Origin of the sequence: Rhodopseudomonas boonkerdii (genome assembly GCF_021184025.1) — a bacterium.
Lineage (GTDB): Bacteria > Pseudomonadota > Alphaproteobacteria > Rhizobiales > Xanthobacteraceae > Tardiphaga > Tardiphaga boonkerdii.
Window position 1 is genome coordinate 1613386 of record NZ_CP036537.1, and the last position, 14662, is coordinate 1628047.

Here is a 14662-nt window from a genome sequence, read left to right on the forward strand (position 1 = left end):
CGATGTTCCAGTTATGGGCGGTTGAGTGAGGAGACGGCCCTTGGAACGCAGACTGCTTCAAATCGCGCTGGCGATCGTCGGCCTCGTTGCCATGCTGTTCGGTCTTTCCGGCGTCTTGTTCGGCACCAGCCTCGCGGGTATCACGGTCGGTGTCACTCTGGAAGGCTACGTGCGGTTCATCAAGGGCGTGCTGATCGCCGCCGGCTTGATCTATTGGTCGGCGATCCCGCAGGTCGAGAAGCGCGGCGAACGGATTGCTGTGGTCACCTTCATCCTGATGTTCGGCGCCGTCGGGCGTCTCCTGGCGGTGGTTGGCCATGGCTTCCCGACGGTGGGCCTCTTGGTTAGCCTGATCGGGGAATTGATCGTCGTTCCGCTGATTTGGTTGTGGCACCGCCGTCTGGTGCGGCGTGGGGCGCTGGCGTGAAGCGTTTCGGTGTCTGGGCAATCTATATCGTCGGTGCGCTGTCGATCGCCTATCTCGCGCTGTTCGCTTACAATATGTGGCGCAAGCCCGATCTGATGCCCGGCGATCCCATCAAGATCTTCCGCAAGCAGGATGCGCCGAGCTATTCGTAGCTGGCTGCACGATTCGTCGTCGTCCGGTTTGACCGGACGATCCAGTAGACATTAAAGGTCGTGATAGAGCTGGAACGTCGCCATGTACTGGATCACCCGCTTTCGCGGGTGATGACAAGGTGAGGATCAACGGGCGCGGCAACGAGTATTATGCCGCCCCCATCATCCCGCGATAATCGCCGCTGCCGGCACCTGCCGGAGTGATCGGTAGACCGCCATCGGCATATTCATTGAGCTTGTTGCGCAATGTGCGGATCGAGATGCCGAGGATATTCGCTGCATGCGTCCGGTTGCCGAGGCAGTGCTTCAGCGTTTCGAGAATAAGGTCGCGCTCCACATCCGCCACCGTGCGGCCGACCAGCGCGCGCGTCACCTGTTCGGCGGCCATCGTTGCGTGTGCCACCGCCGGCGAGGCCTTGGTGTGATCGAGGCGATCGCCGTCCGGGGTCAGGATCGCATCCGCGCCGATCTCGTCGCCCGACGACATCAGCACCGAGCGGTGAATGGTGTTTTCCAGCTCGCGTACATTGCCCTGCCAGCGATTGCCAGTGAGGATGCGGCGCGCTTCCGCGGAGAGCGGACGCACTGGCACGCCATTGGCCTCGGCATACTTCTTCGCGAAATGCTGGGCCAGTTCGAGAATGTCAGCCGGGCGATCGCGCAGCGCCGGGATCTTCAGATTGACGACGTTGAGGCGAAACAGCAGATCCTCGCGGAACGTGCCGGCCTTCACGGCGTCGGAGAGATTGCGGTTCGACGTCGCGATGATGCGGATGTCCACCGGCACCGGTCTGGTGCCGCCGACGCGGTCGATCACCCGCTCCTGGATCGCGCGCAGCAGCTTGGACTGCAGGCGCACGTCCATTTCCGAGATTTCGTCCAGTAGAAGCGTGCCGCCGGTGGCTTCCTCGAACTTGCCGATACGGCGCGCGATGGCGCCGGTGAAGGCGCCCTTCTCATGGCCGAACAGTTCGGATTCCAGGAGATGCTCGGGGATCGCCGCGCAATTGATGCTGATGAACGGTTTCTTGGCGCGGTTGGAGCGGTTGTGCACGTAGCGCGCCAGCACTTCCTTGCCGGTGCCGCTTTCGCCGGTGATCATCACCGAAGCATCGGAGCCCGCGATCTGCTGTGCCAGTTTCACCACACGGCCCATCACCTCGTCGCGGAAGATCAGGTCGCGCGAGTCGTTGGCGACCGCCGCGAGCACGGCGGCGATCAGCTCGGGCTCCGGCGGCAGCGGGATGTACTCCTTGGCGCCGGCATGGATCGCCGCGACGGCGGCGCGTGCATCGTTGGTGATGCCGCAGGCCACGATCGGCACATGGATATGCTCGGCTTCGAGCCGCATGACGAGATCGCGGATGTCGAGCGCGACATCGACCAGCAGAAGGTCGGCGCCCTTGCCCGATCGCAGGACGTTCATGCTCTGATCGAGGCTCTCGGCATGCACCACCGAGGCACCGTTATCCATGGCGATCTTGGTCGCTGTCGTAAGCTGGCCCTTCAATGTGCCGACGATGAGAAGCCGCATGGTGATCTCCTGTTATCTCTCGCTATGCGCCGCAGCCGCGGGCAAGAATCCGTTAATTGTCGGCCTTGATGATTTCGGTCATGGTGACGCCGAGCTTTTCCTCGACCAGCACGACTTCGCCGCGCGCCACCAGGCGATTGTTCACATAAATGTCGATCGCTTCGCCCACGCGGCGGTCGAGTTCGAGCACGGTGCCGGGTCCAAGCTTGAGCAAATCGCCCACGTCCATCTTGGAGCGCCCGAGCACTGCAGAGACCTGCACAGGCACGTCGAACACCGCTTCCAGATCTGCGGCGATGCGCGTGACATGTTCCTCGTCGGCGTAACCGACATCGCCGGTCACCATCGGATCGCCGGCATTGAGATCGGGCAGCGGCACCTGCGGATCGCTCATGGTTCAGTCCTCTCGGCGCTCAGGCCTGATTGCGGGACGCCATATAGCGCCCGACGAGTTCATTGATCTTGACGTCGATGGAGGCACGGTTCAGCACCACGCCACCGTCTGCCCATTCGATCTTGCAGTCGCCGTTCTCGATCTCGGGAGCCGCAAGGATAACGAGGCGTCCGGCGAAACCGCTCTGCTTCGCCTGCTTCTCGATCCGCTCTTTTGCTTCGTCGTACAGGGCATCATTGACGCGAATCACGAGATGCGGCGTGGCGACCAGGTGGCGGAAGCAGTCATGCACCAGTGCCATGATCTCGGTGAGCGGTTCTCGCGCCATCAGTTCGGTGCACAGTTTTCGCGCGACGGCGATGGCGACATCGACCGCCTCAGTCTCCATTTTAGCCTCGATGCCGTCCACGCTTTGCGCGACGGTCGTCGCGGCAATGCCGATCTGCTCGAGCGCGAGAGCCATGCGGCGGTCTGCTTCGATCTTCGCTTCGCGCTGTGCGGCATCGAAGCCGGCGCGATAGGCATTGGCTTCCGCCTGGGCGATCCTTTCGGCCATCTCCGCCGGCGTGATCACCGGAGCACGGCCGCGATCCGGCACCGCGAAGTCGGTATCGAACAGGAATTTTGCGGGAGCGGCCATCAATACACCAGCTCGTCGTCGGCACGGTTCTTGGTCAGCACGATTTCACCCTTGGCGGCGAGATCCTTGGCAAGGTTCACCAGCAGCGCCTGCGCCTCGTCGACATCGCGCAGACGCACCGGGCCGAGTGCGGCCATGTCGTCGGTCAGCATCTTGGCGGCGCGCGACGACATGTTGCTCATGAAGAAGGCGCGGACTTCTTCATTCGCGCTCTTCAGCGCGATGCCGAGCTTGTCCTTGTCGATATTGCGCATCAACGTCTGTGCCGAGCCGGCATCAAGCTTGATCAGATCGTCGAAGGTGAACATGAGCGCCTTGATACGCTCGGCAGCCTCTCGGTTGTCTTCTTCCAGCGAGGTGATGAAGCGTGTCTCCGTCTGGCGGTCGAAATTGTTGAAGATTTCGGCCATCACCTCATGGGCGTCGCGGCGGCGGGTCTGCGACAGGTTGGACATGAATTCGACGCGGAGTGTCTGCTCGACGCGCTCGATCACTTCCTTCTGTACGGCTTCCATCTTCAGCATGCGGTTGATGACGTCGAGCGCCAGTTCTTCCGGCAGGATGCCGAGCACGCGGGCGGCATGTTCCGGCTTCAGCTTCGACAGCACCACCGCAACGGTTTGCGGATATTCGTTCTTCAGATAGTTGGCGAGCACCTCTTCCTGCACGTTGGAGAGCTTCTCCCACATGTTGCGGCCGGCCGGGCCGCGAATTTCTTCCATGATGCCGGTGACGCGCTCAGCCGGAAGATACTGGGTCAGCAGCCGTTCGGTGGCGTCGTAATTGCCCATCAACGCACCGGATGCCGACATGCGCGACACGAATTCGAGCATCAGGTCTTCGACCGTTTCCGGCTCGATAGTGCCTAGGCTCGACATGTGGGCGGAGAGTTCGCGGACTTCGTCGTCATCGAGCAGCGACCACACCTTGCCGCCATATTTCTCGCCCAGCGCCAGCATCAGGATGGCGGCGCGCTTGGGGCCGCTCAGCGGCTTGGTCGGCGCGCGCCCCGCCTGACGCGCGGCAAGGCCGGCGACGACGCTCTGGATGTCGCTGGTGTTGTCGCCTGTGGTTGCGGGAACAGCTGCCATCGGGGTTATGCCGGCTCCTGCAGCCACTGACGAATGATAGCTGCGGTTTCATTGGGATTGCGGTCTGCCAATTCACCGACGCGGTGCACCGACTGGGCATGAACCTGGCCCTGAATGGTGGCGACGTCGATCATGTTGGTGCCGGTTGCGGCGACGAGAGTCTGTCCGTCCGCGCCTACCGTGACATTCTCGGGCAGCGCCATCATGCCGGGGGGCGGCGCCAGAGCGGTAGACGGTGTCTCCGGGGTGAGGATGCGGCGGACCAGCGGGCGGACGACCATGAAGACGACAACGAGGCCGAGCAGCATCATCACGCCGAGCTCGATGACGTTCATCACGTCATCCTTGGTGAATTGCAGATTGCCGAACAGGCCGGTGGGTTCGGCCGCCGGCGGCATGGCAGGGCCTTCTGCGAATTTCAGATTGACCACTTCGACCTGGTCGCCGCGCTTCTGGTCGAATCCGATGGCGGAGCGGACGAGGGCGGCGATCCGATCGAGCTCTTCCTTTGGGCGCTGCGCATAGATCAGCTCGCCCTTTTCGTTCCTGCTGTAGCTGCCGTCTACCAGCACCGCCACCGAGATGCGATTGACGCGGCCGGCTTCGGTCACCTCGGTCTTGGTGATGCGGGAGATTTCGTAGTTGTTGGTCTCTTCCGACTTCTTGCTCTGGTCTTTTGCATTGTTGGGCGCGTTGCCCTGGGGCTGATTGCCGGGAAGCTCGTTGTTGACCGTGACCTGACCATCGCGCTCGCCGGTGACCGATTGCTCCTCGCGAGTCTGGCTGGAGCGCAGCACCCGGCCTTCAGGGTCGAACTTGTCGGAGGTCTGGGTCACCTTGTTGTAGTCGAAATCAGCGGTGAGCTGGACCCGGGCGCGGCCGGAGCCGACCACCGAGGAAACGATCGCCTCCACCTGGTTGCGCATCCGCTTCTCGAAGGCGGTGCGGCGTTCGTCGCCGGTGGCACCCTCCGAGGTGGGATCGGCGGCGCCGTCGGCAAGGAGTTGGCCGGCCTCGTCGACGATGGAAACGCGGCTCGGCTTCAGTCCGTTGACGGCCGAGGCGACCACGTGACGGATCGCTCGGACCTGCTGTTGGTCGAGCGTGCCGCGGACGCGGACGACAATCGAGGCCGAAGGCTCAGGAGCCTCGCGCGAAAACAGCGGACGTTCGGGAAGTACCAGATGGACACGGGCGGACTGCACCCGGTCGAGCGCCCGGATGGTGCGGGCGAGCTCACCTTCCAGGGCACGCAAGTGATTGATGTTCTGGACGAAACTGGTTGTGCCGAGGGAGTCCGACTTGTCGAAGATCTCGTAGCCGACGCCGCCGCCTTTGGGCAGGCCGCCTTCGGCCAGTTTCATCCGCAGACGGGTGACCCTGTCCTTCGGCACCATGATGGCCGCGCCGTCATTCTTGATCTCATAGGGGATGGCCTGGCGTTCCAGGTCCTTGATGATCGCCGACGAGTCCTCGACTGTCAGGTCGGTGAACAGCGTGGTCATCTGTGGCGTCGTCACGCGCATGATGATGAAGGCGAAGAAGCCGACCAGCGCGACTGTGACGGCGAACATCGCTGCCAGGCGCGCGGCGCCGAGACCTTTGAGAAAACTGATCAGACTCTGCACAACTGGCCCCTGAGATTCGGTCTCCGAGACCGACTGGGCAAATTTTGCCGAGGTATGGTTTCCAGTTGGTTAACGTGGGTTAACGTCTCGCCACATATTCGCCAAACGGCAAAAACCGGCTTCCCAAGAGAAAGCCGGTTTTCATCGAATTCGAACCGTTAAGATGTTGTTTACTGGCGATACTGCTGGATGCGGGTAGTCCGCAGGCCGGCCAGACCGTGCTGGTCGATGGAGAACTGCCAGGACAGGAACTCATCCACGGTCAGCGTGTAGCGGCTGCAGGCTTCTTCCAGAGAGAGAAGGCCACCGCGGACAGCGGCAACGACTTCGGCCTTGCGGCGGATCACCCAGCGCTTCGTTCCCGGCGCGGGCAGATCGGCAATAGTTAATGGGCTGCCGTCAGGCCCGATGACGTATTTGACCCTCGGGCGATGGGGTTCTGTCATGGCTTACTCACACTACTCTTAACCACTGAACTCACAGAAACAAACTACGCCCGCCGGCTTAAAATATGACTAATCCCACAACTCCAATGCGAATAGACTTTATGAAAGGGTTTGTTGACGATTTGGCAAAGGGGAGGGCGGTTGCTCGCAACCCGGCCGTATACCGTAGGGCGGATTAGCGAAGCGTAATCCGCCGCGGAAGTTCAGCCATGACCTCGGTCGGCGGATTACGGCTTGGCCTAATCCGCCCTACGATCGCGTTAGGATTACGTGGTCGGGGTTGGCGTCGTCGTCGGGCGCACCACGCGCTTGATCTTGTCGACGGTATAGTTGCTGCCATTGATCGACAGCAGCGCCGGACTGGCTGACAGATCGACGGAGTCGACAATGCCCTGCACCTCTGTCGAGATCGCGACGTCCTTGCCGTTGTTGTCCTTGCCGGTCGCCGTCAGCGTGTATGAGCCTTCGGGATATTGCACGCCGTCATTGCCCTTGCCATCCCAGACGAAGCTCGCATTGCCCTGTTTGATCGAGTAGTTGCCGGAATAGACGACGCTGCCGGCCGCATTGGTGATGCTGATCTGCGCCGTGGTGTCCTTGTCCGCTAGCAGGTTCCAGGTCGCCGAGGTCTTGAACTGTGCGGTCGAACCATCGACGGCGACATTGTTGCCGACATAGACCAGCGCCTGTGTCGCTTGCGTCGACTTCTCCATCTCGACCAGCGACTTCATGTAGTCGTTCGACTTCAGTTGTTGTTCGACCTGGGCGAACTGTACGAGCTGCTGAGTGAACTGGTTGGTATCGAGCGGGTCGAGTGGGTTCTGGTTCTGCAACTGCGTGGTGAGCAGCGTCAGGAAGGTCTGGAAGTTATCCGCGATGCCTGTTGTCGCGCTCGCGTTGGTGCTCGAACTCGTGTTCGTCGAGGTACCGGAGACGACGGGGCTGGAGATCGTTGGGTCCACTGCCATGGTTCACTCCTCAGATACTGATGTCGACGCCGCCATTGGCGCCATACATGCGGCCGTAACCACGTGCTGAAGGGGCCACGGTGACGGTGTCGTCGTCATTGATGGTCAGGCGGTGCGCATGGCGGCTGGACTGATCGCCATTCTGTTGCTGTTGTTGCTGCGGAGACTGATCGCGCAGCGAGAACTGCAGGCCGCTGTCATTGGTCTTGAGGCCGGCCTGTTCGAGCGCGCGCTGCAATTGCGGCGCATCCTGGCGCAGCATGGTCAGCGTCTCCGGTTTCTCGACCGTGAGATGCGAGGTGACATTGCCATGCTTGTCCACTTCGAGGCGGACATCGATGCGACCGAGCTCGGCGGGATCGAGGCGGATGTCGAACGACGTCTTGCCGGCCTTGGCCGATTGCGCGATCTCGACGGCGACGCCGGATAGCGGCACTGGTGGATTGGCGGCGACTTGTGGCTGAAGCTGCTGAGCGGCGGCGATGTTGTTGGTTGTCTGCAGATGCGTTGGCTGCGGCAGCGGCGCGGCCTGATCGAGTAAAGCCGTCTGCGGCGCCTGCTCGATGCGATGCGTGTGGGTTTGCTCCGCCGTGGGCTTCGTATCGGTCTTTGCCGTAGCGGTGGCATCCGGTTTCGGGGCCGGGTTTGCAGGCTGATCTGTCTTGGCTTCGGTCGTTGGCTTTGAAGCGACGGCGCCATCGGCAGGCGTAGCTGATGCAGAAACGTCAGTCTTGCCGTCTGGCTTTGCGTCACCGGCGGACGTGATCGCAGTCTTTGTCGTTTCGCCGCCTTCGATCTTCTTCAAACCCTTGGCGGCAGCCGGCGTCGCGCCCGCGATCATGGCGGCGAATTTCGCTTCGGCTTCGGCGGGAGCCTCAGCCGGCAGAGCGCTGGCCTCGGGCGCGGCGGCCTCACCGGCGTCGAGCTTGGCTTTCAAAGCAGCGGCAGCGGCGATGGCGAGCGGTTGCGAGTTGCCGGTCGTGTCGGGCGTCACGCCGGCAGCAGCGGTCGCATCGGTGGCCGGTGCGTTGGAGGCTGCGACGGCAACCGGCACGATCTCAGGCGCCACTGTCTGTGCGACGATGTCCGAATCCGCGTCGTCGGTCGCGGAGGAGTCGTCGCTTGCGGCATTCTTGTGACCTTCAGTCGAATCGGCTTTTGAATCAGAGGCTTGATCGGATTTCGACGGCTTGTCGTCTTTGCGTGAGGTTTTGTCGGTTCGCGTCGCGCCCGTTGCGGCTTCCGTGCGGCGGTCTTGCGGCGACGATGTGGCGCGATCATCGCGACGATCGGCGGCTTTCGGGCGATCCGCAGCTGGGCGATCGTCGCGTCGAGCGGGGGCCGGGACGTCAGGGCGGGCCGCCGGGGCAGGGGAGATGTCTGCACTGGGGCTGTTCTGTTCGACCAGCGAACCGAAGTATCCCGATACGGACGGCGTCTCGTCGCGTGCAGATTTAGCGCGCGCGGACTGCGGCGAGAGGTTCGAGGCGATATCGGACGAGACGCTAACCACGGGCGGCCTTTCGAGAACGGTTCCAGCTCTCTTTCAGCAAGGACCGGGCCAGCGATCTGCCACTACACATATTTCATATATTTCAATAGGTTATGTCGGTTCCGACATCTGTTCCGGGTGTCAGTCCGCCCCTCCGTTTCTGCCCGGCGGCAAGATTTGCCGTTCGCAGACGGCCTGCCGCGATTGATTGAGATCAAGGCCGCCTATATTAAAGTGCATCATTCCAGCCATCGTCGGACTTCAGTTAAGTTCCGGGATTGCCTCATGTTTTCCCGATCGTCTCGGTTTTATCCGGGGCGGTCACAGCTCATGGCCTTGAACCATGCTCAACAGTCTCGATCTCGAAGGTCGTCCGGAGGACACGCGGGTTGTCGTCGCCATGTCCGGTGGCGTCGACTCGTCGGCCACGGCGGCGCTGTTGAAGTCGCAAGGTTATGACGTCGTCGGCATCACCTTGCAGCTTTACGATCATGGCGCCGCGATGCATCGCAAGGGGGCGTGCTGTGCCGGGCGGGACATTCACGATGCGCGCGATGTGGCGGAGCGGATCGGGATTCCGCATTACGTGCTGGATTATGAGTCCAAGTTTCGCGAGCAGGTGATCGACAATTTTGCCGCGAGCTACGCACTCGGCGAAACGCCGGTGCCGTGCATCGAGTGCAATCGCTCGGTGAAGTTCAAGGATCTCCTGGCGACTGCACGAGAACTCGGTGCGCAGGCGCTCGCCACTGGACATTATGTAGCGTCGCGTCGTCTCGCCGATGGATCGCGCAGCATGGTTTGCGCGGCCGACAGCGATCGCGACCAGAGCTACTTCCTGTTCGCGACCACGCAGGAGCAGCTCGACTATCTTCGCTTCCCGCTCGGCGACATGAGCAAGCCGCAGACGCGCGAACTCGCGCGGCAATTCGGGCTCTCGGTTGCCGACAAGCACGACAGTCAGGACATCTGCTTCGTACCCACCGGCCGCTATACCGATATCGTCGAACGCCTGAAGCCCAATGCCATGGAGCCTGGTGACATCGTCGATACCGACGGGCACGTGATCGGCCGCCATCACGGCATCGCTCATTTCACTGTCGGCCAGCGCCGCGGCCTCGGCATCGCGTCCTCGGCGCCGCTCTATGTGATCCGCCTCGATGCGGAGGCGCGCCGTGTCGTGGTCGGTCCGCGCGAGGCGCTGCGCATGCACCGGATCGCGCTGCGCGACGTCAACTGGATCGGCGGCGGTTCCATCGACGCGGCCATCGGCAACGGCCTCGAAATCTTTGTTCGCGTGCGTTCGACACGCCCGCCACAGCCGGCCTGGCTGCGCGTCGTCAATGGCGGTTACGAGGTCGAGCTGGTCGGCGGCGAGGAGGGGGTGTCGCCCGGCCAGGCCTGTGTGTTCTATGACGCGCAGAGCGGACAGGCCCGCGTGCTCGGCGGTGGATTCATCAAGAGCGCTGCGGCGAAAAGCTCTTTAGGCGCGGCCAATCGCGATGCTAATGTCGCCGACGTCGCAGCGATGCGCGTCTAAGAGTTTCAAGGCAGGGGCATGGCTGGCGATATCGACCGCGCGGGGGTCGCGAAGGCTTACGGGCGCTGGGCGCCGGTTTACGACATGGTATTCGGCAAGGTGTTCGATGAAGGTCGTCGCTCGACCATCAGCGAAGCCGATCGCATTGGCGGCCGTGTCCTCGACGTCGGTATCGGCACCGGCCTGTCGCTGCTCGACTATGCCCGCACCACGCAGATCTGCGGCGTCGACATTTCCGAGCCGATGCTGCGCCGGGCGCATGAGCGCGTCCGCAAGCACAATCTCACCAATGTCGAAACGCTTGCGGTGATGGATGCGAAGAATCTCGCATTTCCCGACAATCATTTCGACGCCGTGGTGGCGCAATATGTGATCACGGCGGTGCCGGACCCGGAAGCGACGCTGGACGATTTCATCCGCGTGCTGAAGCCGGGCGGCGAGCTCATCCTCGTCAATCACATCGGCGCTGAAAGCGGCCCGCGCAAACTGTTCGAACTGGCCTTCGCGCCGCTGGCACGCCGTCTCGGCTGGCGTCCGGAGTTCCCGTGGGCGCGACTGGCGAACTGGGCTCGGGCTCATGGCGGCGTCACGCTCGCCGAACGCCGTCCGATGCCGCCGATGGGGCATTTCTCGCTGATCAGGTATGTGAAGGGCTGATCGTCTTTTCCCTCCCCACCCGGCGAAGCCGCGCCCCATTCGCTTCGCTCCGGGGAGGAAGACCGCTGGCATCGGTGTCCTTTTTACGGAACATCCTTCATCGCCTGCCGTTGCCACGGCATGAGGATGAATCGCTCGCTGCTCATTGCAGGTTTCATAATCGCCGGCGCCCATGCTGCGTTGGCGCAGGCGCCGCCTGCGCCATCGACGCCTCCAGCGCAGACTGCGCCGCCCGCGGTCGATCGCGCCAACACCAATTGCACGCCGACGCGGACGGATTCACAAGGCGTCATCACGCCGAAGGGCAGCGGCAAGAGTACGGAAAATCTCGGCGACAAGCTCGCCAAATCGGATGGTGTGCTCTGTCCGCCAAGCAATGTCGATCCGGCCATGCGCGCACCGACGCCGAAGTCGGATGACAGCAATACGCCGGTGATCCCGCCGCCGGGAAGTCCGGGCGGGGATCAGAGCGTCAGGCCGAAGTGATGCGTCTCCCCCGCAAGCGGCGGGGCTATCGCACATGAAATGCGAGAAGCATCTTGAAATGCGAGAAGCATCTTGCGGCCATCCTTCGAGACGCGGCCAAGCGGCCGCTCCTCAGAGCCTGACTCATAAAGCGGTCGAGGTGGTTTTCGACTGCTTTTGCTCGGAACAATGCCCGTTCAGCTCAGGATCTAGATTCTCCGCCCCTCATCCTGAGGAGCCGCGAAGCGGCGTCTCCCAGCGAATGGCGTAGCCATTCGCAAGGGATGGCCGAAAAGCGCCGAGCCAAGCGATCTCATGGTTCGAGACGGCGCTGTCAGCGGCGCAATTGCGCCGCTAGGCCTCCTCACCATGAGGGATAGAGTCTGTTACGCTCCGTCTGGGCGACCAGCAGCGCCAAACTACTGACTGCATTTCCAGTCAGACACTCAGGATGAGGACCGAGTATGGCGCTATAGAAGACCCTCATGGTGAGGAGCCCGCGAAGCGGGCGTCTCGAACCATGTAGGCCCAGCACTATCTCCATCTCTCAAACGCCATATGCGATAGCCATGCCGCAAGCGGGCGAGCTTGGAAGCTACACCCTCGGCACCGACACCGGCCGCGCTTCGCGTGCCTGCGCGGCCAGCCTGATGCCGGCATTCGGTGCGCCGAACCCCTGATAGTTACGCCGCTCCACGATCTCGAAGAAGAAGCGCTCGTCGAAGACATGCGTGTAGATCTGGAAGAACTCACCGTCGCCTTCGCGGTCGTAGAGAATCCGGTTGTCGCGCAGAATTGTCATGAGTTCGTTGTCGAGGCCGTATTTGGCTTCGAGATCGTCGTAGTAGTTGTCGGGGATGCGCAGGAAGGTCGCTCCGCGGGCGCGCATGGCGGCGACGGTCCTGAAGATGTCGTCGCAGACAAACGCGATGTGCTGCACGCCGGAGCCGAAGAATTCCGAGATGAAGCGGTTCGACAGCGTACGTGTCGCCGACGAACCGTTGAGCACCATGCGCAGCGACCGGTTTGGCGCAATCAGGGCCTGACTCTGCACGAGACCGACAGGATCGGGCACCTCCATCTGCGGCAGACGCTGCAAATCGAGAATGCCGGTATAGAACAGCAGCCAGGACAGCATCTCGTCATAGGGCATGGATTGCGAGATATGATCGACGGCGATCAGGTGATCGGCGCCGGCATCGCTGCGCAGAGGCTCGAAATCCGTGTCCCAGTTGTTGCCGGCGGCGTCGAGGAAATAAAGCAGGCTGCCGCCGACGCCGTGAATGGCCGGGATTTCGAGTTCGCCGGGGCCGACCGGTTGGTAGAAAGTGCGTGCCTGCAATGCCTCGGCGCGCGCCATGGTCTGCCTGGCATTGCCGACATCGAGCGCGATGGCGCAGACACCGGCGCCGTGCGTCACGTAGTGCGAATGCGCGAAGCCGTCGGGCTCGCTGTTGACCACGAGATCGATCGATCCCTGCGACCAGCGCTCGACATCCTTGCTGCGATGGGCGCCGGTCTTGCGGAAACCGAGCTGGCCCAGCCAGCGCGATAGTTCCGCGGCCTTGGTCTCGTTGACGGCGAATTCGAGGAAGCCCGTGCCGAGCGTCGGCGATTTCGGCGCCAATGCCTCAGGAGCCTGCGCGAGTTGATCCTGCAACAGGATCAGCGAGCGTAGGCCATCGGTGGCGGTACGCACGGCGGAGCCGGCGCGGAACTGGTCGTTGAAGATTTCGAGAGACCACGGGCCGCGATAGCCGGCCGCCTGTACAGCTTCCATGAATGTCACCACCGGCAGATCGCCCTGGCCGGGGAAGCAGCGGAAATGCCGGCTCCATGACAGCACGTCGAGGCCGAGCTTCGGTGCATCGGCAAGCTGCACGAGGAAGATCTTGTCGGCGGGGATCGAGGCGATGGGGCCGGTGGGAAAGCCGGGGGCGAGCGCGTGAAAACTGTCGAGGATGACGCCGATATTCTTGTGATCGGCGCGGCGCACGATTTCCCAGGCGTCGCGGTAGTCGTTCACATGCGCACCCCAGGCGAGCGCTTCATAGCCCACCTTGATGTTGTGTTTCGCAGCGAGGTCGCCGAGTTCGCGGAAATCAGCGGCCGCGCGGTCGATACCGCCGAGCGATGTGGGCGAGATGTTGCTGCAGACCAGCATCAGGTCGGTGCGCAGCTCGTGCATCAGCGCGAACTTGCGCTCGGCGCGGGCAAAGTTGCGGCTGCGCTGCGGCTCCGGCATGCCTTCGAAATCGCGAAACGGCTGGAAGGCACAAATCTTGAGGTTCAGTTCGCCGCAGAGATCGCTGACATCGCGGGGCGAGCCGTTGAAGGAGAGCAGGTCGGCCTCGAAGATCTCGACCTCCTCGAAGCCTGCCGCCGCGATGGCGCGGAGCTTTTCATCCAGCGTGCCGGAGAGCGAGACCGTCGCGATCGAGCGGGTATTCATGCTGCCGTCTCCTCCATGGCAGCTAGGCTGCCGTTTCTTCCATAGCGCCGCCCAAGAAGAGTTGTCCGATGCGGGGATCGTTCAGCACCTTGTCGGCGCGGTCCATCAGGCGGGTCTGGCCGAGTTCGAGCACAATGCCGAAATCGGAAATTTCCAGCGCCGAGCGCGCGTTCTGCTCGATCATGAGAATGGAGACACCTTTGTCGCGCAGCTCCTTCAGGATGTTGAAGGTCTGCTGCACCATCAGCGGCGACAGGCCGATGGAGGGCTCGTCGATCAGCACGAGCTGCGGATTGAGCAGGAGGCCGCGGGCGATCTCGAGCTGCTTCTGCTCGCCGCCGGAGAGCGTGGAAGCTTGCTGGGTCGCCTTGGCGCGAAGCACCGGGAATTTGTCCAATGCAGATTCGATGCGCGCGGGCAGATCGGTGATGTCGCGGCCGGCGGCGACGGCGCCGAGCTCGATATTGTGGCGCACCGATAGTTCCGGGAAGATGTTGCGGCCCTGCGGCACATAGCAGATGCCGGCGGACAGCAGCGCGCGCTGGCTGAGGCCGGTGACGTCGCGGTCCTTGAAGATGACCTTGCCGTCGCGAAGTTTGAGCAGGCCGAAGATCGCCTTGAACACGGTAGATTTGCCGGCACCGTTCGGCCCGATGACGGTGGTGATCGATCCCGCCGGCACCGAGAATGTCGTGCCGTTGAGGATCGTCATCTTGCCGTAGCCGCCGACGAGGTTCTGGACGTGGAGGATGTCGTCGCTCATGGGATGCTCCTTT

Annotated in this window: 15 protein-coding genes; 5 read left to right on the forward strand and 10 right to left on the reverse strand. The window is 62.6% G+C overall.

What is annotated here, in order from left to right:
* Positions 1-40: 40 nt before the first annotated feature.
* Together E0H22_RS07545 and E0H22_RS07550 are read left to right on the forward strand one after the other, a co-directional pair.
* A complete protein-coding gene (locus E0H22_RS07545) occupies positions 41-427 on the forward strand; it encodes a DUF4345 domain-containing protein (RefSeq protein WP_233025032.1) in 387 nt (128 codons plus the stop codon).
* Complete coding sequence (locus tag E0H22_RS07550; RefSeq protein ID WP_233025033.1) at positions 424-579, forward strand: hypothetical protein; 156 nt, start codon at positions 424-426, stop codon at positions 577-579. The genes E0H22_RS07545 and E0H22_RS07550 overlap by 4 nt, the downstream gene beginning before the upstream one ends.
* A gap of 148 nt (positions 580-727) precedes the next feature.
* On the opposite strand, the gene flbD is transcribed toward E0H22_RS07550, so the two are convergent.
* The 8 genes from flbD to E0H22_RS07590 all read right to left on the reverse strand — a co-directional run bounded on the left by flbD (position 728) and on the right by E0H22_RS07590 (position 8793).
* Positions 728-2113 carry a sigma-54-dependent transcriptional regulator FlbD gene (gene flbD, locus E0H22_RS07555; RefSeq protein ID WP_233025034.1) on the reverse strand — a complete coding sequence of 462 codons (1386 nt, stop codon included), beginning with the start codon at positions 2111-2113 and terminating at the stop codon, positions 728-730.
* Between the two features lie 52 nt (positions 2114-2165).
* Positions 2166-2507, reverse strand: a complete 342-nt coding sequence (gene fliN / locus E0H22_RS07560; RefSeq protein ID WP_233025035.1) for a flagellar motor switch protein FliN — start codon at positions 2505-2507, stop codon at positions 2166-2168.
* Between the two features lie 19 nt (positions 2508-2526).
* Positions 2527-3147: a FliH/SctL family protein gene (locus E0H22_RS07565; protein ID WP_233025036.1), complete on the reverse strand. Its 621-nt coding sequence runs from the start codon at positions 3145-3147 to the stop codon at positions 2527-2529.
* A complete protein-coding gene (gene fliG, locus E0H22_RS07570) occupies positions 3147-4238 on the reverse strand; it encodes a flagellar motor switch protein FliG (RefSeq protein ID WP_233025037.1) in 1092 nt (363 codons plus the stop codon). Before fliG ends, E0H22_RS07565 begins: the two co-directional genes overlap by 1 nt.
* 5 nt (positions 4239-4243) lie before the next feature.
* Positions 4244-5866, reverse strand: coding sequence for a flagellar basal-body MS-ring/collar protein FliF (fliF, locus tag E0H22_RS07575; protein ID WP_233025038.1), 1623 nt, complete (start codon positions 5864-5866; stop codon positions 4244-4246).
* Between the two features lie 170 nt (positions 5867-6036).
* Entirely contained in the window at positions 6037-6312 is a 276-nt protein-coding gene (sciP, locus tag E0H22_RS07580) for a CtrA inhibitor SciP (RefSeq protein WP_002714638.1), read from the reverse strand.
* 266 nt (positions 6313-6578) lie between these two features.
* Complete coding sequence (locus E0H22_RS07585) at positions 6579-7280, reverse strand: flagellar hook assembly protein FlgD (protein ID WP_233025039.1); 702 nt, start codon at positions 7278-7280, stop codon at positions 6579-6581.
* 10 nt (positions 7281-7290) lie between these two features.
* Positions 7291-8793, reverse strand: a complete 1503-nt coding sequence (locus E0H22_RS07590) for a flagellar hook-length control protein FliK (RefSeq protein WP_233025040.1) — start codon at positions 8791-8793, stop codon at positions 7291-7293.
* Between the two features lie 322 nt (positions 8794-9115).
* On the opposite strand from E0H22_RS07590, the gene mnmA reads away from it, so the two are divergent.
* The 3 genes from mnmA to E0H22_RS07605 all read left to right on the forward strand — a co-directional run bounded on the left by mnmA (position 9116) and on the right by E0H22_RS07605 (position 11455).
* On the forward strand, positions 9116-10312 hold the full coding sequence (mnmA, locus tag E0H22_RS07595) for a tRNA 2-thiouridine(34) synthase MnmA (protein WP_233025041.1): 1197 nt from the start codon (positions 9116-9118) through the stop codon (positions 10310-10312).
* Positions 10313-10330: 18 nt separating this feature from the next.
* A complete protein-coding gene (locus E0H22_RS07600) occupies positions 10331-10969 on the forward strand; it encodes a class I SAM-dependent methyltransferase (protein WP_233025042.1) in 639 nt (212 codons plus the stop codon).
* Between the two features lie 120 nt (positions 10970-11089).
* Positions 11090-11455: a hypothetical protein gene (locus E0H22_RS07605; protein WP_233025043.1), complete on the forward strand. Its 366-nt coding sequence runs from the start codon at positions 11090-11092 to the stop codon at positions 11453-11455.
* Between the two features lie 574 nt (positions 11456-12029).
* Here the strand turns inward: E0H22_RS07605 and E0H22_RS07610 are convergent.
* Positions 12030-13886 (reverse strand): bifunctional sugar phosphate isomerase/epimerase/4-hydroxyphenylpyruvate dioxygenase family protein, encoded by a 1857-nt coding sequence (locus tag E0H22_RS07610; protein WP_233025044.1) that lies wholly within the window; start codon positions 13884-13886, stop codon positions 12030-12032.
* A 22-nt stretch (positions 13887-13908) separates the two neighbouring features.
* Positions 13909-14649, reverse strand: a complete 741-nt coding sequence (locus E0H22_RS07615; RefSeq protein WP_233025045.1) for an ABC transporter ATP-binding protein — start codon at positions 14647-14649, stop codon at positions 13909-13911.
* Positions 14650-14662: the final 13 nt, after the last annotated feature.